Source organism: Lentilactobacillus parakefiri, assembly GCF_002157585.1.
In the GTDB taxonomy this organism is placed as follows: Bacteria; Bacillota; Bacilli; order Lactobacillales; family Lactobacillaceae; genus Lentilactobacillus; species Lentilactobacillus parakefiri.
In genome coordinates this window covers 1-18,117 of sequence record NZ_BDGB01000054.1, presented here as the reverse complement: position 1 = coordinate 18,117, position 18,117 = coordinate 1, and the positions used below count along the sequence as shown (strand labels likewise).

The window sequence follows — 18,117 nt, the reverse complement described above, 5'->3', positions numbered from 1 at the left end:
ATGTATGCAAAAGGCTGCAAAAACGGCAGCCTTTTGTGATTTAAAATGATGAACGTCTAGTCCTGTGGGAAGAATCCCATTGGGCCATGGCCCCTAGGATCGCCGTGTGGGCCGCCAAATCCATGACCATGATGGCCATGAGGGCCACCGCCAAATCCACGACGAGGGAAACGGTGTCCCCAGTGTGGTTCGTCGTCTTGGTCAGGAAGCTTCTCTTTCAATGAGGTGTTTAATTTACTCAACAGTTCATCTAATTGAGCCAACTCATCCTCTGAAAGCCCGGCAAAAATCTGGTCGAGCATGTCATCAGTAGAATCATCATCTTCGATGGCTTGCTTGCCTGCGTCGGTGATGGCCACATTAGTGACTCGTTTGTCGTTTTCGTCAGGCGTTCGGGTGATCAAGCCGCGCTCTTCTAACTTGGACAACAATTCAGTCATTGATGACGGTCGGATATCCATGATCTCAGCCAATTGACTCTGAATGAGTGTCCCTTCCTTTGACAGGATTACCAGGACTCTGTTTTGGCCACGTAAATGGTAAGGCCGTTCTTGGTGTCGGGCGAATCGCTGGGTTCCATGAAGGAAGCCGAAAAATTTGCCTAATAGTTCTCTTTTATTGGTGTCTGCCATAATCATTCTCCTTTGATTGTTGTATTTAGGTACCTAACAAAGAGAAGTATACACTGAATTTTTTTGATGGCAAGCAAAATGATTCGGTACCTAACTACCATAATAAATCTCAACTTATTTTCACAGCTAATCAGTTATCGTTATCATCTTGAACATTAAAAATGTAAATTCTTGAATTTATACTCGCGCGTTTTTACACTAATGATAGTCGTAAATAGCTGACTAGGAAGTGGTAGAGACTTAAAAAGTAATGAGTAAAACGTTTACATTTCAAATGGAAGAGCTTACAATATGTAATCGTTCAACAAATTATTCCCGGGGGAGGGACGTATCTTGAGAGCAAGACATTTGAGTACATTCTTTATTTTCTTCTTTGGTGCCTTAGGTGGCCTATTATTTGGATTTGATACTGGTATTATTTCAGGTGCCTCACCATTGATTGAAAGCAATTTTAATTTAGGCACTGAACAGACTGGCTTTATTGTTTCATCCGTTTTGATTGGTTCGTCGGTAGGGGCCTTATCGATTGGGTCATTATCTGATAAATTTGGTCGAAAACGTCTATTGATTTTAGCCTCAATTCTGTTCTTGATTGGTTCTGGGCTATCGATGTTTGCCCAAGGATTTGTTTCGATGGTCATTGCCCGAATTATTTTAGGGTTTGCCGTTGGATCTGCTTCAGCTTTAACCCCTGCCTATCTGGCAGAATTAGCTGATGCACCTCATCGTGGTTCATTGGGAACAATGTTTCAGCTGATGATTACTTTGGGGATTCTACTGGCATATGTTTCCAACTTAGGATTCCTGCATCACAATTTGTTGGGGTTACGTGATTGGCGTTGGATGCTTGGTTCGGCTTTGATTCCGGCATTGATGCTGTTCATTGGCTCCATTATTTTACCGGAATCACCGCGGTACTTGGTTGAAAAGGGCAACATTGACGAAGCCCGCGATGTTCTTCATGAACTGCGGGCCAAGACCAATGAAGATCCTGACAAAGAACTATCCGATATTCAGATGGTTGCCAATCAACCTAAAGGCGGTTTGAAGGAGCTATTTACCTTTGCCCGTCCTGCTGTGATTGTCGCAATTCTATTGATGTTACTGCAGCAATTGGTCGGCATTAATTCAGTGATTTACTTCTTACCACAGGTCTTTATCAAAGGGTTTGGCTTCCCTGAAAGCAATGCGATCTGGATTTCGGTTGGGATTGGGATTGTCAACTTCCTTTGCACGATCTTGGCGTACAACATTATGGATCGATTTAATCGAAGGACCATTCTTTTATTTGGTTCAATCGTGATGGCATTGTCAATCGGGATTCTCTCAATTTTGAACTTCACCTTAAAGGTTCAAGATGCCGCTGTTCCAACTATGATTTTGATTGGGATTTATATCTTCGGATTTGCCGTTTCATGGGGGCCAATCTGCTGGTTGATGATCGGTGAAATCTTCCCACTCAACGTGCGTGGCGTCGGAACCTCAATTGGTTCAGCTGCCAACTGGATTGGAAACTTTATCGTTTCACAATTCTTCTTGGAATTACTCCATATGTTTAGAAACAATGTTGGCGGTCCATTCGCCGTCTTCACATTCTTTGCCATTGTTTCAATCTTCTTCGTTATCTACATGGTGCCCGAAACCCGTGGTAAGACGCTGGAACAAATTGAAATGGATATGAGAAAGAACGCTGCGTTAAAGTCTGCAGCTAAGGCCGCACAACAGAAATAAAGATCGTTACGGATCAAAAAAGTCTCGGAAAAATTTTCCGAGACTTTTTTAGTCCAATAACCTTAATCAACGCAGAGGCGCTTAACTGCTTCAGCATAGATATCCATTGCCTTAAACATACTTTTGAGCTCCCAATTTTCATTGACTTGATGCATAAAATCAGGGGTTCCTGGCAGCATAGCACCATAGGCCACGCAGTTGTTCATGGTCCGGGCAAAGGTGGCGCCACCGGAGATTTGCGGCTGAGTGTCATCACCAGTCAGATCCTTGTAGGTTGCCATCAATGTTTTGACCAGATCACTGTCAGTTGGGACATATAGTGGTGCAACATAGTCAAATGCCTCGTAGTGCAGGTTATATAGTTCAGCGGCCTTCTTAAGCTTTTCAATCAATTCATCATGATCAACGGTTACTGGGATCCGCATGTCGACTTGCATGCGGGTTTCCTTTTGATCAATCTTGAGACTTGAAATATTCATAGTCAAATGACCAGAAGCCTTATCTTCGACATCACCAAGTAGATTGGTGCCAGTCGCATCCTCTTGGAATTTCTTGCCAAAGAAGTCAAGCACGGGACTGTCAAAGACGTCGTCCAGGGCAATTGCCAACCGCAAGACTGCGTTGGTACCTTGAGGAGCGTTCATGGCATGAACGGCTTTACCTACGACGGTGATGCCATCGTCGCCGTGATCTTCGTACTTGAAACCGTGTTTGTCCAGTGAGGCTTTGACTTCATCCAACTTTGGCCCGTTGTAAGGGGCTTTGGCAGGAACGGCATTAAAAGCATTTTCCAAATCAAGGGACAAGTTATCCATACCAGGGCCAACCAGGTAAGATTGCTCCAAACCTTTTTCAGCGTAAATCAGCGGGAATTCAGCGTCAGGCGCGATTCCAAAATCGATTGGCGATTCTTTTTGGTTGTACACGGCGATGCCACGCCAAAGGGTTTCCTCGTCCGTGCCGAAAATGAATCGAATCCGGCAATTAAATTTGTATCCGCGATCAACCAGGGCCTTAACGGCAAACATTGCTGCCATTGATGGTCCTTTGTCGTCTTGAGTCCCACGGCCGTAGATGTAGTCGTCTTTGACGGTTGCAGTAAATGGATCAGAATCCCAATCGTTTGGATCACCGACTGGGACGACATCTACGTGGCCGATAATCCCGAAAATCTTATCACCGGAACCAATTTCGGCGTAACCATAGTGACCTTCAGGATCCTTAAAGGTCTTGAAGCCATTTTCTTCGGCAATTTTTAAGACTTCGGTTAAGGCATCATCGATTTCTTGACCAAATGGTGTGGTTTTGGAAACGGTAGCCGGATCATTAACTGAGGGTTTGCTGACAAGACGTTTTAAGCCTTCAACAGCTTCGTTTTGTTCTGATTCTGTGACTAATTTTTCAGACATTTTTGTTGGTGCCTCCTAGGTTGAATTTTGTGGTTTTGGTTGGTGGTTTTTCTTTGAGGTATATGGTTGTTTGTGGATTCCTTTTACCGAGTGGAAACGCGCTCCGACGGGCCAGACGCTAACTTCCAAGGGTACTTCAATTAAAGTTCCAAACCCAGGAACTTCAATCGAAGTATCCTTGGAAACCGCGTCAACCAGCCCTCGTCGCGCTCTCTACAACAGTGCCATTACCCCTAAGAAAATCGCAGTGGCCAAGAACAGGTAAATCATCAATTTAAACATGAACTTCCACCAAGTGGTGATATTGACGTGGGCAATTGTCAAAGCGCCCATCACAACCCCTGATGTTGGTGTGATTAGGTTCACCCAGCCAGATGCACTCTGGTACGCAGTTACCACCAAGCTTGGGTCGACGCCGGCGAACTTACCCATTGGTCCGATGATCCCCATCGTTGCAGCTGCTAGGCCTGACGTTGATGGAATCAAGAAGGACATTGGGATGTAGAAGACGTATGCCAAGATGATGAAGACGACCGAGCCGAGGTTGGACAAGCCCATTTCACCCCAGTGGAGGACGGTTGCGGTGATATTACCATCATTCATGACAACTTGAATGCCACGAGCAACGGCAACAACAATTGCAACGCCCATGAAATCGCTCATTCCGGCTAAGAATGATTCAATAAATGTTGACTCCTTCATGTGGAAGACAAACATGACCACGATTGCCATTAAGAAGAAGAGGGTCGTAATTTCCGTGAAGTACCAGGAACCAAACGGTACCAGGTTGGAGCCTACCAGACTTCCGAGAAATGGGACGTCTTGAACCCATTTAGTGAAGCTGGTAAAGAAGGTCCAGTTCTTGTTAATCTGATCCCACGGAATTAAGCCCATGATCATGACCAGGAAGGTTAGTCCAAACATCCAGAGAACGGCTTTTTGTCGGCCGGTCATCTTGGTGCCAGGTTGGTCTTCATGGTTTAAAGCAAACCGTTTCAAATCTTCCTCACGCTGCTCAAACACGTAAGACCTTGAAGGATCTTTTTCAATTTTGGCTGCGTATCGGTAAACAAACAGAATACTAATTGCCACAACGATGACGAATAACACTGCCCGGGAGATAATGCCGTCTCCGGGTGAAATATGCAGCGTTTGTGAGGCAACACCGGTCGCAAATGGGTTAACCGTTGATGCCAGACAACCGACTTGCGAACCAACCAGGACAATTGCGACGGCCACCAGTGAATCGAAGCCGACACCAATCATCACTGGAATTAACAGTGGGTAAAAGGCAATGGTTTCTTCGGCCATACCGTAAGTCGACCCACCAAGTGCAAACAAAATCATCAGCAGGGGAATCAAAACTTTTTCCTTGCCTTTGTATTTTGAGACAACAGTTGCAATTCCATCGTCAAGTGCCTTAGTCTGATTGACGACTCCCAAGAAGCCACCAATCACTAAGATGAACAGTGAAACGGAGATCGCACCTTCCGTCGTATCATTTCCGACCATTCCATAAATCGGGGCGGAGAAGACGTCCCAGATTCCCTGTGGATTGGAAGCTACCGCTTTGTAGGTGTGGGCAATAATATTGCCGGCCTTATCGGTGTTGTACTGTCCGGCAGGGATGATCCAAGTTAAAATAGCAACAAAAATGATGATCAGAAATAAGATTGTATAGGCTGAAGGCATCTTAAATCGACGTTTCTTTGGAGTTGATTGTTGATTTTGCATAATGTTCACTTCCTTTTCCTTTACTGACTATAGTTTACAAAAAATCTATAAAGATTCTGTGAAGAAAAATCGAATTATTTACATAAGTTACGAATATATACTTCTTCACAATCAGGAATGGCAATAGATAATTTGTACGCCCCCATTATAAATAAGAAGATATAAAATATAAAAAGAAAGCGCTTTTAAAACTCTCATAATCCAAATTATTTAAGATATTTAGCCGACTTTTCAGGATTTCAAACGTATTTAAGAAAAATTAGCGCAAAAAAGCCGGCACCCGCAAGAATTGCTTGTACCGACTACATTGACATTTCATTTATAAAAGCCATCGTGCATTACTCTTCAATATCATTAAAGAAACTCAGTAATTCTTCTTTCGTAAGGTTATCTTTCTCGTCACCCGCGATATCGTAAGTGATTCGACCATTATCCAAGACAATTAGGCGATTACCATATTTCAGGGCATCATCTAAATGGTGGGTAATCATCAGACAAGTTAAATGGTTGCGGGTAATTTGATCGTTAGTGGCAGTCATTAGCTCCTGTGAAGTCTGCGGGTCAAGGGCAGCGGTATGTTCGTCCAACAAGAGGATGTCGGGGCGCTTGATGGTTGCCATTAAGAAGCTGAGGGCTTGACGCTGGCCGCCGGAGAGCTTACCAGTGGCAGTGTTTAGTCGATGCTCCAAGCCGTTATTCATCACCGAAGTAATTTGTTTGAATTTGTCCATGTGGGTCTTGAGGTGACACGGGGCAAATCCACGCCGCTGACCTCGTTTTTCTGACAGGAGTAAGTTTTCTGCTACGGTCATTCGTGGCGCAGTTCCCATCTTTGGATCCTGGAACACCCGACTCAAGAACCGCGTCCGCTTCTCGACAGACATGTTGGTGATATCTTTTCCATTCAGTAAAATTTGGCCGCTGGTCACTGGGAGATTACCGCCGATGACGTTGAACAAAGTTGATTTGCCGGCACCGTTTGACCCCAAAATCGTAATGAAGTCGCCTGGGAAGACGGATAGATTCACGTGGTCCATGATGTTAATCTGCTCAGGAGTCCCGTGGTTGACCGTAACGACAATATCATTAAGTTCAAAGATTGGCTCAGTCATGCTTGGTCATCCCCTTTGCTAAAGTATGCCGGATTCGGAACCGTTTTTCCAAAACCGGGAACATCATGAATAATGCCAAGACAATGGCTGAAATGAGGTTCAAGTCATTGGCGTTGAAACCTAACTTGAGGACCAGTAAAATCACAAATCGGTACAAGATGCTTCCGATCGTGACTGCGATCAGCCGCTGGTTCATCGTTAAATCACCAAAGACGACTTCGCCAATAATGATCGAAGCCAGGGCCACCACGATGACCCCGATGCCCATATTGACGTCGGCAAAGCCGTTATTTTGAGCAACCAATGCCCCGCCAAGGCCAATCAGACCGTTGGAAACACCCAATCCCATAATTTGCATGGCATCGGTGCTGATTCCAAGCGAACGGGCCATGTTGGGATTGTCACCGGTAGCAATGAATGCCTGGCCAAGATTGGTCTGCAAGAAGTAGACAATCAGTGCGGTGACAATCACCACCACGATGATCCCGAGAACGACACTATCAAAATATGGCGGCAGTGATTCTAAGAAGTGGTTCTTCAGCATGGTTGGCTTGTCGAACAGAGATAAATTGGCTCTGCCCATGATTCGTAGGTTAACTGAGTAAGCAGCGGTCATCACCAGGATTCCGGCAAGTAACACCGGAATCTTACCCTTGGTATACAACAGACCGGTTACCAAACCAGCCAGCATGCCGGCAACAAAGGCAATCAAGGTGGCAACTAATGGTGAAGCACCCGAATAAATAGCGGCCACACAGGCGGCTGCGCCCATTGGAAAGGTTCCTTCAACGGTCATGTCTGGGAAATCCAGGATTCTAAAGGTTAGAAATAAGCCAATCCCGACAATTCCCCAGGTTAATCCTTGGCCGATGGCTGAGACGATAATACTCATTTGATCAATTCTCCTTTTTGTTGGGCTTCTTTTAAGAGGTTTGCTGGAATTTTGATTCCCAACTTAGTAGCCTGCTTTTCATTGATAATTAGTTTTCCGTGACGGAAGAACTTAATCGGGGTGGTTGATGGTTTCTTCTTGCCCTTCAAGATCTGGGCGCTCATCTTACCGGTTGCGACCCCTAATTCATACTGATCAATGCCGTAAGTAGCGACACCGCCTTGTTTGACCATCGTATCGACGGCTGGGAAGACCGGCACTTTGGCGTTATTCGCTGCGCCAACCAATGTCTGCATCGCCCCGGCAATCGTGTTATCGGTTGGGACGTAGATGGCATCGACTGAGCGAACCGCTTGTTCAGCTACTTGGGTCAGGTCATTGGTGTTGGCAATTGAGTAGGCTTTCAAACGGACATTTTCCTGCTTGCAGAGTTTGACAAACATCTTGTACTGGGCCACGGCAGAGTCATCACTGGAGGTGTAGATAATCCCCAACGTCTTCATCTTAGGCATGAATTGCTTGATCAGATTTAATTGCTCTTTTAATGGGGCCTGGTCGGAAACGCCAGTGATGTTGCCGCCGGGCCTTTCATTATTCTTGACCAGACCAGCACCTTTGGGATCAGTGATTGCCCCCAGGATAACCGGCTTGTGAGTAATTGTGTTGGCTAATGCTTGGGCAGAAGGGGTAGCGATCCCAATTGACAGGTCGGCATCTTCATTGGCAAATTTCGTGCTCATGGTTTTCAAATTACTTTGATCATTTTGAGCGTTTTGAAAATCAATTTTGATGTTCTTGCCAGGTTTATAGCCCTCTTCGTCAAGACCATGGATGATGCCCTTATGGATGGCATCCAAAGCTGGATGCGACATCAACTGGAGAATCCCAACCGTTGGCTTTGCTTGGGGCTTTTGCTTCTGGTTGCCTTGGAAAAATGCGACGCCCAAGATAACGACAAAAATTAATACAACACCTGAAATTAAATATTTTTTCTTCATAATAGCTGTCTCCCTCAATTTGAATGAATATGTAACGCCATCAGTGATGCGAACAAAAAACGAGCATTCCGGTCTGACCGAAATACTCGTGATAAGTCGGCCTGCCGAAATCATCTGCCCAGGCCGTTCGTTTTCCGAAAGATTGCCGGCACAGATGCGCTCATGATCGCATGCTTAAGATCAAGTCGCATCTGTGTCGATGTGACTTGTTACCGGCTTTGCCAACTGCGATTAACAAGTGAACTCATAGCAATCTTTCCTTTCGTGATAGAATACCTATAATTTTAAATGATTGTTTATCGTTCGTCAACACGTCGGTCTGAATCTATTACAAAAATGAATGCGTGATTTAACACTGCGGTAACCTAATCATGATATTCTGCTAGTGAAAGAGGGGGTTCATTTCATGAAAAAAATCATTAAGTTCATCGGTGTGATGCTGGCTTTTGCGACTTTAGCAATCGTGGCCAATTCACAACCAGCACAGGCTGCACACAATAATTATCGGGTCAAAACACTCAAGACTTACAAGAATTATACCAATTATACTGAGGATGTGGCTTTTTACGCAAAGCCAAATACCCAAGCTTCTGTGTGGAATAATCAATATTTTGATAAAAGTATCAAAGCAAATGCCTTCTATAAAAAAGGGTATAAGCTTGCTAGCCATAAAGCGACCACGTGGTTTGTTGAGAAGAAGGTCCGTATTTATCATAAGCTAAAAAGTGCTACTTACTATTATGTTGCTAACCGCACGGGGCACATGCAAGGCTATGTTCGAACCAATGCATTGCGCCGTGGCTTTAGTCCTTATGGTTATCAGATAATCAGTACAAAATGGTATAACAAATACGATTATTTTCACGTTAAGGATTCTTACAAGGCCAAAAATGTGTACGTATGGAATTATACCCATACGACAAAGCGGGCGAACTTGAAGGATTATCCTGGAGCTGTGTTTAACAAGACGCACACAGTTGTTATGCGTCACAACGGTAAGGACACCAAGTACGTTTACCTTGTCGGTACCTTGAATGGGACAACCAAAGGTACTCGTGGGTATGTTGCAGAGTCTGCCATTACCGGCGGGTTGAATCCAGATCATACTGGAATGAATTATGTGGATATGCGTTATTTCGTGAACAATACGGATTTCAATCATTATCTCCAAACTGGGAAAAATCAGAAATTAGCTAGAGAAATCACAAAGCTGTTCCCTAACTCCCAGCCTGATTTGGGACTATCAAAGATTGCCGCTTACAACTATGATAGTTTCGATAATGATGTTGATGGCGATCCAAACCCGATCAGCACAGAGGGTTACACCGATATCAAGGCGTTCCCGGCACTTCAAAAATGGTTGTATACCAACCATAAGTCTTCGAACGCGACCAAGATTGCTGGGATTAAAAAGTTATTGGATAAAGAAGGCTACACGGATAGCAAACGTGCTTCAATGTCAGGCTATAAGCTTGGTATCCAGATTGTTAATAATATTGTGATGCCAAGTGGTTAATCAGGCGATTTAGCAAGTCGCTATGGCTATGTCTTCATTTTAGGACGAGCTGACAATTAGACTAGACATAAAGGCGCCAACCTAAATTGGGCTTACAAGTTAGGTTGGCGCCTTTATTGTCTAAATTTTTGAACCTTTCATCATTGGCAAAATCATCGTCAAGGTTGTGATGCCAGTAATCACCAAAGTGAGGATTAGAACAAAAAATGACACGATCATTCCAGCAACCATCCCACCATATAAGACCAGCCGGAATTGGAATAACGATGTCCGATCCTTTTGTGCGGTCGGATTGTCGTGCCTAATTTGGATGTCCATGATTTGAAACGTGACTGACCACAACAGCAAAACAAGGGCGTAAATGAATTCCGGCAGCGTATCGTTGGGGAATTTGCCGATCCAGGCTGTTGTAAATGGTGCCAGGGTGAGAAAAAACAGCCACACACCGTTCAGCAGAAATGTTTTGGTTGATATGTAATCTGCCTTTTCAAAAATATTGTGATGCGAATAACAAACAATGTAAATCAAGGCAAAACTAACAATGTAGGATAAGAACACAGACCACAATTCACCGAGCCCCTGAATTGTCGCTTCCTTTGGTGTCTGCAGTTCCAGGACCATAATGGTTGCTGCAATGGCAATGATTGCGTCTGTAAAGGCTTCTAGCCGTTCTTTGTTCATGGTATCACCTCGCGATAAGTATAGCATTGAGGAGAAAAAATGTGGTGAGAAAAACGAACATCAAAGTGAAAAGATGCTTTTCTGAGCTCGGTGGCAAACAATATTCGCACGAAATAAAGAAGCCATACTAGGCTTCTTCGTTATCCAATCGTACATCTATTAACTTCTGCAGTGCACGAATATCTCCAAGCGTCCCATATTTGGTGATAAAGGTTTTTGCAACCGTCCGCTTATTCAAATAATTCGTCCGCTCTCTGTGCTTGCTTCGATATTTTTTGGTCGCTCTTCTCTGTGCGTCCGTGTATGTTACTGCCATTTGTTGATTCCCCAGAAGATCAGGCCTAGGCCCAACCAGCCAATCAGGCCCTTGACGGCTTCCTTTGCGGTTGTCCTTTTGGCTTCAATTGTTACATGTTTGGCCTTTAACAGAATCATCAGACACACTCCCTCAGCTAGTTGGCAACAAATCTATATCACTATAAGAAGTACCGTAAAACGAAGATGATTTTGCATTTCGAAGCTGGCAAACAATCAATCCTTTTGGAAATAATAGTCATCCAGAGTGAACGTTTCAACCGGCGTGACGTGTAATTGATACTTGGCGACCAGTTCAGCAATTCGTCGACCGTCCACCAACGTTACAGACTTCGATCCCTGAACCGCTTTTTTCTTTGCTGAATCTGTGAAATAGCTTGTCGTAATGAAGATGCCATATTCTGCGTTAAAGCTATCCATCACGCCCCTGAACTTATCAATATCAGGTTCTGATACGGAGTTGTTTGCAAACTTTTTGGACTGAATGGCCACACGGGTCGTTCGAAATTCATCGGACTCAAAATAACCGAAACCATCAATCCCATGGTCATGGAATTCGATCTTACCGCGTTTCTCGTCAATTTTAACGCCCATTTTAGAGATTAGTAATCGGGAAAAGCTTTCGAACTTGCCCGGCGTAAATGAGTTGAGTTGATCAATCAGCTCGGACTTCCAGTTTTCGTTATCCGCATTATCTACATCCTCGGTTTCATCCACTGGATCGGTTACGTCCTTTGCCTTGGAGTTTCTTTCTCACGATTAATGGCGATCCGCTTTTTCCAATAACGATCAATAATGGCCTTTTCTTTATCGGTGGGGAAGTTGATCGACTGTCTTAGCCGTCCCTGTTCAGTTAGAATGATATCTTTCATCCGTTCGGGTTTTTCGACGTAACCCGTTGCATAAAGATTGTTGATTCCAAAATTAAAATCAAAATCAAACGGGTTGTATTTTTTACCATTTCGAGAGGCGACCCGGTTGAAAACATCTTCATATGTGAAGCCACTTTCGGTATCTTCTGCAATAGAATCTCTAAGTGCATCTCTAGAAGCGGAGCCGCCCAAACTTTTTAGTGCCCGTAATATTGCTGCCTCAGCATTTCTTCGTCTATATTTTGCCATTTAAATTACTCCCATTTCATTACTAGTTAAATTTTACCATTCGGATAAATAAATACGTAAAAAATATGGCAAACATTCAATTAACTCTTACCTAATCAGCTACCTCTGTCTTGGGTTGGTTGCACAAAAAATGTCCGACTAGTCATATGCACTGGTCGGACATTTCAAAGCCTGCGATATTAACTTACTTAACAATTGACTTCGCCAACGCGTACCCCAGCTTCTGAGCTGTTTGAGCTGTCGGGTGAATTTCATGGTCTTTTAAAGCTACGTCCTTGTTGCTGTTAGTAATGGCATTTGGCGCGCTTTGCTGGAAGTTCACCACTTTGGCGCCCATTGACTTGTATAGCTTGGCTTCAGCTGCTCTTAAGTCGTGATAGGTGTAGCCATACATATCACTCATACTGTCGCGGTTCATACCATTGGCGTCAAACCTGGAAATTGGCAGGATCCCGTAGATTTTTGCCGATGGATTCAGCTTTTGAAGAAGCTTAATGTTGTAACGCAAGTGACGCATCACGTTCTTCAAACTGCCCGAACCGGAATAATTGGTATAATCGTTGGTCCCAATATGAACAAAGATTACATTCATCTTCTTGATGTCATTTCGGTGAGCCTTGATTGCGGCGGACAAGTCTTGTGGAACCAAGGTTGTTCCCAGATAAGCATAACGGTGGCCGACAATTCGACCGCTCGGGCAGGCGAAGTTTTCCACGGCCGTATTGGTGCCGAGATACTTGGCTGTCCAGTCAGGGTATGAGCTATTCAAATAAAAGTGATAGCCGTCCCAACCGGCCGGAATCGAGTCACCAAAGACGCCGATTTTTTCACCAGTGAATTTATTACCGGCAGCAGCCAATTTGACATTATAAGACTTCGATGTAATATCCTTCACGGCAGAACTCAATACCCAGAATTTGTCCGTTTGATTGGCGTTGCTGATCCGATAGACAACCTTGCTCTTACCGCCGTAAATTAACTTGGCAGATTGACTGCGATACCACGCCGTCTTCAAGAACTTCTTGGCACTAACCGACTTCTCCAAATAAACGTCCGTGTACAACTTGGCGTTTTTCTTCAACGCAAAGGCGTGTGGATGTGTCTGCGTGGTGTATTCAACTTGAACGCTGGCTTTGTCTGCGGTTGGGTGACTATAGATTCCAAATGAAATCGATGCCACAACGAAGGCCGCAAAAAACAGCTTGATGTGTTTATTAAAGAAATTAATCATTGAATTTTCTCCCCAGAAAATTGATATTTATGAACCATTCGGATAATCATTAGATACCGTTCCCCGCATCTATGATAATATATCGACTATTAACTTTCTAATTATACGACAAAATATTTTTGAAGGTTATAAAAAATTGCAATAAGTAAATAAAATATTCCAATATGCGATTAAAACCCAGTCTCAACAAGCAATCCGACGATAATTAATTGTTTTTCCAATGGCAATTTTGCCAGTCACCACTTATCATAGAAGAAGAGGTGATTGGATGAATTTTAAACAAGTTGTATTTGATAAAGATAAAGAGATCAAATTAGACATTTACGATGCCGAAAGTGATGTTTCATTGCCAGGAATCGTGATTTTACCCGGCGGTAGTTACAAAACATTTAAAGAACGGGATGCTGCCCGCGTTGCGCTGACTTTTCTAACCAAGAGTTATCAAGCGTTCGTTGTGAAATATCCAGTTAATGAAAAGAAAAACTACCAGGATGCCAAGCAAAGCATCTCTATGGCATTTGATTATATCACAGACCACGCCAAAGACTTGAATGTCGACACCAACAAATTAGGGGTGATCGGCTTCTCTGCCGGTGGTCAACTGGCAGCGGCTTATTCCAACCAACCAGATACTAAGGCCAAGTTTGCCATCTTAGGCTACCCTGTTCTCACACAGGCACTTGATGAAAAAATTGGCATCCACAGTGAAGATGTGACCAAACAAGTCACCAAGAACACGCCGCCAACCTTCCTGTTTGGCGCCCGTGGGGATGAATTAGCACCATACATCGAACACATTTACCCATACACAGAAGCGTTGTACAAGAACGGCATTAACTTCGAAGTGCATGAATTTGCCACTGGCGGCCACGGCTTCAGCTTAGCCAATCAATTTGTCGGCGTCGTTAATCGCGATCGGACTGATGAACACTTTGCCAAGTGGTTCCCATTGTGTCTGGGATGGCTTCAGTCATTATAGTAAGGTTGTTAGCTTAAATAGATATTAAATGAGCACCAAACTCTTTGATCAGTGGAGTTTGGTGCTCATTTTTCATTAGATAGGTCTAATCAATCATAGCTTTTTTCAATCAGAAATCTCCTGGACAACTCGACTAAAATGGGCGTCATTGGCGTTGAAAGCTCGTTCCAGTTGCGGTCGACGAATGGCTTGAATTTATTGAGGGCGCCCTTGTCCAGCTTTTTAGTGTCTGCGAGTAAGTGACGCAACTCAAGGGCAAATTCTTGGAGGGTCACCTTTTCAGATTGACTCTTGAGTGAGTTTTTAACTGAAGTCAGCTGGGACAAATACCCGTCAAACTGGGTGGCTTCAGATACGGCATCTTCGTGAGGAAGGTCAATTTTGTCGGCGGTACTTTGCTGATGCTTGAGTTCCTGAAGGTAGGCGGATCCTTTTTCCGTCAGCCATTTAGTTGCATGGTTGTCGAACAATTTCACCCCATCAACGAAATCCACATCGAAGGTCGTGGTCAAAACTTGTTCATGTTTTTGATCCATCTTTGCTAATTCGTTTAAAATCTTTGGTGCCCGATAATAATTGTTTTTACCATAATCAATCAACGTTTGCACGGTTTTTAAATTCACATGATTTGGTTGAGTTTCCAAAAAGCTTAGGATAAATTCTCACATTCGATCTTCAAACTCCATCAATAATCGCCATCCTATTCTTATGTCTATTAGCTATGAAAAAGCTTCATCTGAATATCTTGATCATAATTGCCAAATCCATGGCCAAAAATGGTGCAGCCACCCTTGTGCTTAGCATTATCCTTGATTGCAAAGCGCACGGTTACAGTTGGCTTCTTCCAGTCGATATCATCGATGGAAACATCGGTGAACGGCTGGCCATCCAAGTAGCTGCCGTGATCCGTCACTCGCACAACTTTTAATTGACCATATTGGTTAACGTTATCGGGCACCCAATCCGGGGTGTATTTCCCGCGAATATCGGAAAAGTCTCCCGGACTGGTCCACGTTCCAATCTCGACGTCATTGATATAAAACGTGATGTCAGATGGCCAGACATTGTTGGAAAATGGGAATTCTGACCCCAATTCCATTGAGAGATCCAGCATTTCCAGCTTATCTTTATCTTCCAAATAATTTGGAAATTGGTACTCGACAAAACCGTCTGTCCACCAGATCATGCCTGCCTTAATTCTGTCAGGGCTCATGAAATACTTGGGATTATCAACTTTACCAATGTAGTCGTTTTTCCCGGCCAGCCCACAGGAAGGGGTAACCGAATAATCTGTAAATTGACCCACTGGGACCTGTGTTTGATACTCCGCAAAAGCGGGGTAAATAGTCGTTGGAAAATGGACGTTGATATTGTCGACCTTTAGATAGGAGATTTTACTGTGACCCTGCCGCTCAAAGCCGATAATGCCAGCGTCAGCGAGCTTATTTAAATGCATGAGAACAATGGTGCTGCTTAATTGTAGCTGTTTGGATAATTCTTGGACGCTCATTCGCTTTGACGACAGCGTCTGAATAATTTGTATCCTGACCGGACTCGCTAAAGCCTTATAGACCTCAAGCGAGTCATTGGAGATATTTAAATCCACCCTTGTGCCTCCTTACTCAATTCTGGTGTTTTAACTAATGGGTATTTGTTCACTTTGAGTATATTTAAAATATTGAATCAACATAAATGTTTATCTTAAAATTGAAACCGTTTTCGACACGCCTTTATATTAGCAAAAGTATGCTTTTAAGTCAAAAAGTGACAAAACATTTATATATTAGCTTGTCTAAACGGTTGACCGGAAATATGATAAGTATGTGCACAGGTGATCGAATGACTACGTAGGAACTAGAGAAAAGGAGATTTTACATTGACAGTCTATACGAACCCGCTCATTGTTCAGCGAGCTGACCCATATATTTACAAACATACAGACGGCTACTATTACTTTACTGCCTCAGTACCGGCATATAACCTAATTGAAATTCGTCGTGCCAAAACATTGGAAGGACTTGCTCATGCTGCACCACGGACAATTTGGCGCAAACACGAAAGCGGTCCCATGAGTCAATTGATTTGGGCACCGGAAATTCATTACATTGATGGCAAGTGGTTCATCTACTTTGCCGCTGCTGAAACCACTGCTTTGGATCAGAATGGCATGTTCCAGCACAGAATGTTCTGCATTGAATGTGATAATGCTGACCCAATGCGCAGCGAAGATGATTGGATAGAACATGGCCAAGTTGAAACTGGCATGGATAGTTTCTCACTTGATGCCACTTGTTTTGAGGCTAATGACAAGCTCTACTATGTTTGGGCTCAAAAAGATCCTGACATCAAAGGTAATTCCAATTTGTACATTGCTGAAATGGAAAACCCATGGACACTGAAAACTAAGCCAGTCATGGTGTCAAAACCTGAATTCGATTGGGAAACGATTGGTTTTTGGGTGAACGAAGGGCCCGCCGTTATCCATCGTAATGGTCGCTTCTTCTTGACGTACTCTGCTAGTGCGACTGACGAACATTATGCAATGGGGATGTTGAGTATTCCAGACGATCAAGATTTACTGGATGCAAGTAACTGGTCTAAGTCCAAGACACCTGTTTTCCAGAGTGATATGGCGACTCACCAATATGGACCAGGGCACAACTCATTTACGGTTGGTGAAGATGGTCAGACCGATATTCTGGTTTACCATTGCCGAGACTACACCGAAATTAAAGGCGATCCATTGTATGATCCGAACCGTCACACCAAGGTTCAGGCGTTTACCTGGAATGCAGATGGGACCCCGAACTTTGGTAAACCCGTTCCTTATAACTATGATTAATAAACTTCAGGAGGCATTTGATTATGCAAAATAGTGCAGAAGCACCCAAAAAACAGGAGAGTAAGCATTTCTGGGGATTCCCATTTACCCACTTCACTTACTTCTTCATGTGGCAGATTATCTTTGGATATTTAACCCTGTGGATGGAACAAGTTGGCCATATGAATGGCGCCGAGGCCGGAATCGTGTTCTCAGCGATGTCTGGTTTGTCCTTGTTATTCCAACCAGTTTTTGGTATTTGGTCAGATAAATTAGTTTTTAAAAAGAATTTGCTATTTATGATTTCGATTGCGGCCATGTTAATTGGACCGTACTTCCAGTGGGTCTTTCTCCCATTGATGCATATTAACTCGTTGTTAGTTGCGCTCATCACCGGTGTCTTTTTATGCTTCATTTTTAATGGTGGTGTTTCAGTTATTGAACAGTATGTTCAACGTGCCAGCCTAGCTAACCGGTTTGAATACGGTCACTCACGGATGGGTGGCTCATTAGCTGGAATGTGTGCTTCATTCTTAGGTGGTCAACTCTTCATTTGGCAGCCAAATGCGATTTTCTGGGCATGTTCAATTTCAGCAACCATTCTGACTGGCTTACTGTTGTTCAGTGATAAAATCGATATGGATAATGCCGCTGCTGCTGGTGACACCTCCAACAAGCTTGACATGAAACAAATTGGCCAGATCTTCAAGATTAAGAACTTCTGGTACCTATCAATCTTCTACATTGGGGCCTCAGCTATTTATGATGTTTTCGATCAACAATTCATCATTTTCTTCAAGACATTCTTCAATACCGCTGCTCAAGGTACCCAAGCATATGGTAGATTGTAAAATTAATCCGAACGCTGTTCGGACAAAAAAGATCAGCTTCCTTTAAAATGGTGTTTACCACAAACCCATCTTTTAGGAGCTGATCTTTTGTCTA

Annotated in this window: 16 protein-coding genes and 2 pseudogenes; 5 read left to right on the top strand and 13 right to left on the bottom strand. The window is 43.6% G+C overall.

The annotated features are described in order from the left end of the window. Positions 1-56 precede the first annotated feature (56 nt). Positions 57-632 carry a MarR family winged helix-turn-helix transcriptional regulator gene (locus LPKJCM_RS05655; RefSeq protein WP_057961262.1) on the bottom strand — a complete coding sequence of 192 codons (576 nt, stop codon included), beginning with the start codon at positions 630-632 and terminating at the stop codon, positions 57-59. Positions 633-965: 333 nt separating this feature from the next. On the opposite strand from LPKJCM_RS05655, the gene LPKJCM_RS05650 reads away from it, so the two are divergent. Next, positions 966-2,363 (top strand): sugar porter family MFS transporter, encoded by a 1,398-nt coding sequence (locus tag LPKJCM_RS05650; protein ID WP_057961261.1) that lies wholly within the window; start codon positions 966-968, stop codon positions 2,361-2,363. Positions 2,364-2,425: 62 nt separating this feature from the next. Here the strand turns inward: LPKJCM_RS05650 and LPKJCM_RS05645 are convergent, their stop codons facing one another. From LPKJCM_RS05645 to trpX, 5 genes are all read right to left on the bottom strand, one after another. Next, the gene (locus tag LPKJCM_RS05645) at positions 2,426-3,772 is read right to left on the bottom strand and encodes a M20 family metallopeptidase (RefSeq protein ID WP_057961260.1); all 1,347 of its coding nucleotides are present in this window, start codon (positions 3,770-3,772) and stop codon (positions 2,426-2,428) included. A 213-nt stretch (positions 3,773-3,985) separates the two neighbouring features. Beyond that, positions 3,986-5,506 carry a YfcC family protein gene (locus LPKJCM_RS05640; protein ID WP_057961259.1) on the bottom strand — a complete coding sequence of 507 codons (1,521 nt, stop codon included), beginning with the start codon at positions 5,504-5,506 and terminating at the stop codon, positions 3,986-3,988. Positions 5,507-5,844: 338 nt separating this feature from the next. Further along, positions 5,845-6,618: an ABC transporter ATP-binding protein gene (locus tag LPKJCM_RS05635; RefSeq protein WP_057961258.1), complete on the bottom strand. Its 774-nt coding sequence runs from the start codon at positions 6,616-6,618 to the stop codon at positions 5,845-5,847. Next, a complete protein-coding gene (locus tag LPKJCM_RS05630) occupies positions 6,611-7,510 on the bottom strand; it encodes an ABC transporter permease (RefSeq protein ID WP_057961257.1) in 900 nt (299 codons plus the stop codon). Before LPKJCM_RS05630 ends, LPKJCM_RS05635 begins: the two co-directional genes overlap by 8 nt. Then, positions 7,507-8,508 carry a tryptophan ABC transporter substrate-binding protein gene (trpX, locus tag LPKJCM_RS05625; RefSeq protein ID WP_057961256.1) on the bottom strand — a complete coding sequence of 334 codons (1,002 nt, stop codon included), beginning with the start codon at positions 8,506-8,508 and terminating at the stop codon, positions 7,507-7,509. The genes LPKJCM_RS05630 and trpX overlap by 4 nt, the downstream gene beginning before the upstream one ends. Positions 8,509-8,914: 406 nt before the next feature. On the opposite strand from trpX, the gene LPKJCM_RS05620 reads away from it, so the two are divergent. Next, positions 8,915-10,024 carry a hypothetical protein gene (locus LPKJCM_RS05620; RefSeq protein WP_057961255.1) on the top strand — a complete coding sequence of 370 codons (1,110 nt, stop codon included), beginning with the start codon at positions 8,915-8,917 and terminating at the stop codon, positions 10,022-10,024. Positions 10,025-10,144: 120 nt separating this feature from the next. On the opposite strand, the gene LPKJCM_RS05615 is transcribed toward LPKJCM_RS05620, so the two are convergent. The 5 genes and pseudogenes from LPKJCM_RS05615 to LPKJCM_RS05600 form a co-directional block, all read right to left on the bottom strand. Continuing rightward, entirely contained in the window at positions 10,145-10,705 is a 561-nt protein-coding gene (locus tag LPKJCM_RS05615) for a TMEM175 family protein (RefSeq protein WP_057961254.1), read from the bottom strand. A gap of 127 nt (positions 10,706-10,832) precedes the next feature. Beyond that, positions 10,833-11,021: a hypothetical protein gene (locus LPKJCM_RS05610; RefSeq protein ID WP_057961253.1), complete on the bottom strand. Its 189-nt coding sequence runs from the start codon at positions 11,019-11,021 to the stop codon at positions 10,833-10,835. Beyond that, a complete protein-coding gene (locus LPKJCM_RS13745) occupies positions 11,012-11,140 on the bottom strand; it encodes a hypothetical protein (RefSeq protein ID WP_263851680.1) in 129 nt (42 codons plus the stop codon). The genes LPKJCM_RS05610 and LPKJCM_RS13745 overlap by 10 nt, the downstream gene beginning before the upstream one ends. Before the next feature lie 96 nt (positions 11,141-11,236). Continuing rightward, positions 11,237-12,141: pseudogene (locus tag LPKJCM_RS05605) on the bottom strand (restriction endonuclease). A 184-nt stretch (positions 12,142-12,325) separates the two neighbouring features. Next, a complete protein-coding gene (locus tag LPKJCM_RS05600; RefSeq protein WP_057961252.1) occupies positions 12,326-13,372 on the bottom strand; it encodes an SGNH/GDSL hydrolase family protein in 1,047 nt (348 codons plus the stop codon). Positions 13,373-13,640: 268 nt separating this feature from the next. On the opposite strand from LPKJCM_RS05600, the gene LPKJCM_RS05595 reads away from it, so the two are divergent. Continuing rightward, on the top strand, positions 13,641-14,351 hold the full coding sequence (locus LPKJCM_RS05595) for an alpha/beta hydrolase (RefSeq protein ID WP_057961251.1): 711 nt from the start codon (positions 13,641-13,643) through the stop codon (positions 14,349-14,351). Between the two features lie 89 nt (positions 14,352-14,440). On the opposite strand, the gene LPKJCM_RS05590 is transcribed toward LPKJCM_RS05595, so the two are convergent. After that, positions 14,441-14,974, bottom strand: a complete 534-nt coding sequence (locus tag LPKJCM_RS05590) for a hypothetical protein (RefSeq protein ID WP_225364136.1) — start codon at positions 14,972-14,974, stop codon at positions 14,441-14,443. Between the two features lie 92 nt (positions 14,975-15,066). Next, the gene (locus tag LPKJCM_RS05585) at positions 15,067-15,957 is read right to left on the bottom strand and encodes an ArsR/SmtB family transcription factor (protein WP_057961250.1); all 891 of its coding nucleotides are present in this window, start codon (positions 15,955-15,957) and stop codon (positions 15,067-15,069) included. A 270-nt stretch (positions 15,958-16,227) separates the two neighbouring features. On the opposite strand from LPKJCM_RS05585, the gene LPKJCM_RS05580 reads away from it, so the two are divergent. After that, complete coding sequence (locus LPKJCM_RS05580) at positions 16,228-17,193, top strand: glycoside hydrolase family 43 protein (RefSeq protein ID WP_057961249.1); 966 nt, start codon at positions 16,228-16,230, stop codon at positions 17,191-17,193. A gap of 23 nt (positions 17,194-17,216) precedes the next feature. Further along, positions 17,217-18,011 (top strand): annotated as a pseudogene (locus LPKJCM_RS05575) (MFS transporter); the annotation flags it as partial. Between the last annotated feature and the right edge of the window lie 106 nt (positions 18,012-18,117).

Bases quoted from the DNA above. Each gene is read 5' to 3' on its own strand.
- LPKJCM_RS05655 (WP_057961262.1), bottom strand. From the start codon at position 632: ATGGCAGACACCAATAAAAGAGAACTATTAGGCAAATTTTTCGGCTTC.
- LPKJCM_RS05645 (WP_057961260.1), bottom strand. From the start codon at position 3,772: ATGTCTGAAAAATTAGTCACAGAATCAGAACAAAACGAAGCTGTTGAA.
- LPKJCM_RS05640 (WP_057961259.1), bottom strand. From the start codon at position 5,506: ATGCAAAATCAACAATCAACTCCAAAGAAACGTCGATTTAAGATGCCT.
- LPKJCM_RS05635 (WP_057961258.1), bottom strand. From the start codon at position 6,618: ATGACTGAGCCAATCTTTGAACTTAATGATATTGTCGTTACGGTCAAC.
- LPKJCM_RS05630 (WP_057961257.1), bottom strand. From the start codon at position 7,510: ATGAGTATTATCGTCTCAGCCATCGGCCAAGGATTAACCTGGGGAATT.
- trpX (WP_057961256.1), bottom strand. From the start codon at position 8,508: ATGAAGAAAAAATATTTAATTTCAGGTGTTGTATTAATTTTTGTCGTT.
- LPKJCM_RS05620 (WP_057961255.1), top strand. From the start codon at position 8,915: ATGAAAAAAATCATTAAGTTCATCGGTGTGATGCTGGCTTTTGCGACT.
- LPKJCM_RS05615 (WP_057961254.1), bottom strand. From the start codon at position 10,705: ATGAACAAAGAACGGCTAGAAGCCTTTACAGACGCAATCATTGCCATT.
- LPKJCM_RS05610 (WP_057961253.1), bottom strand. From the start codon at position 11,021: ATGGCAGTAACATACACGGACGCACAGAGAAGAGCGACCAAAAAATAT.
- LPKJCM_RS13745 (WP_263851680.1), bottom strand. From the start codon at position 11,140: ATGATTCTGTTAAAGGCCAAACATGTAACAATTGAAGCCAAAAGGACA.
- LPKJCM_RS05600 (WP_057961252.1), bottom strand. From the start codon at position 13,372: ATGATTAATTTCTTTAATAAACACATCAAGCTGTTTTTTGCGGCCTTC.
- LPKJCM_RS05595 (WP_057961251.1), top strand. From the start codon at position 13,641: ATGAATTTTAAACAAGTTGTATTTGATAAAGATAAAGAGATCAAATTA.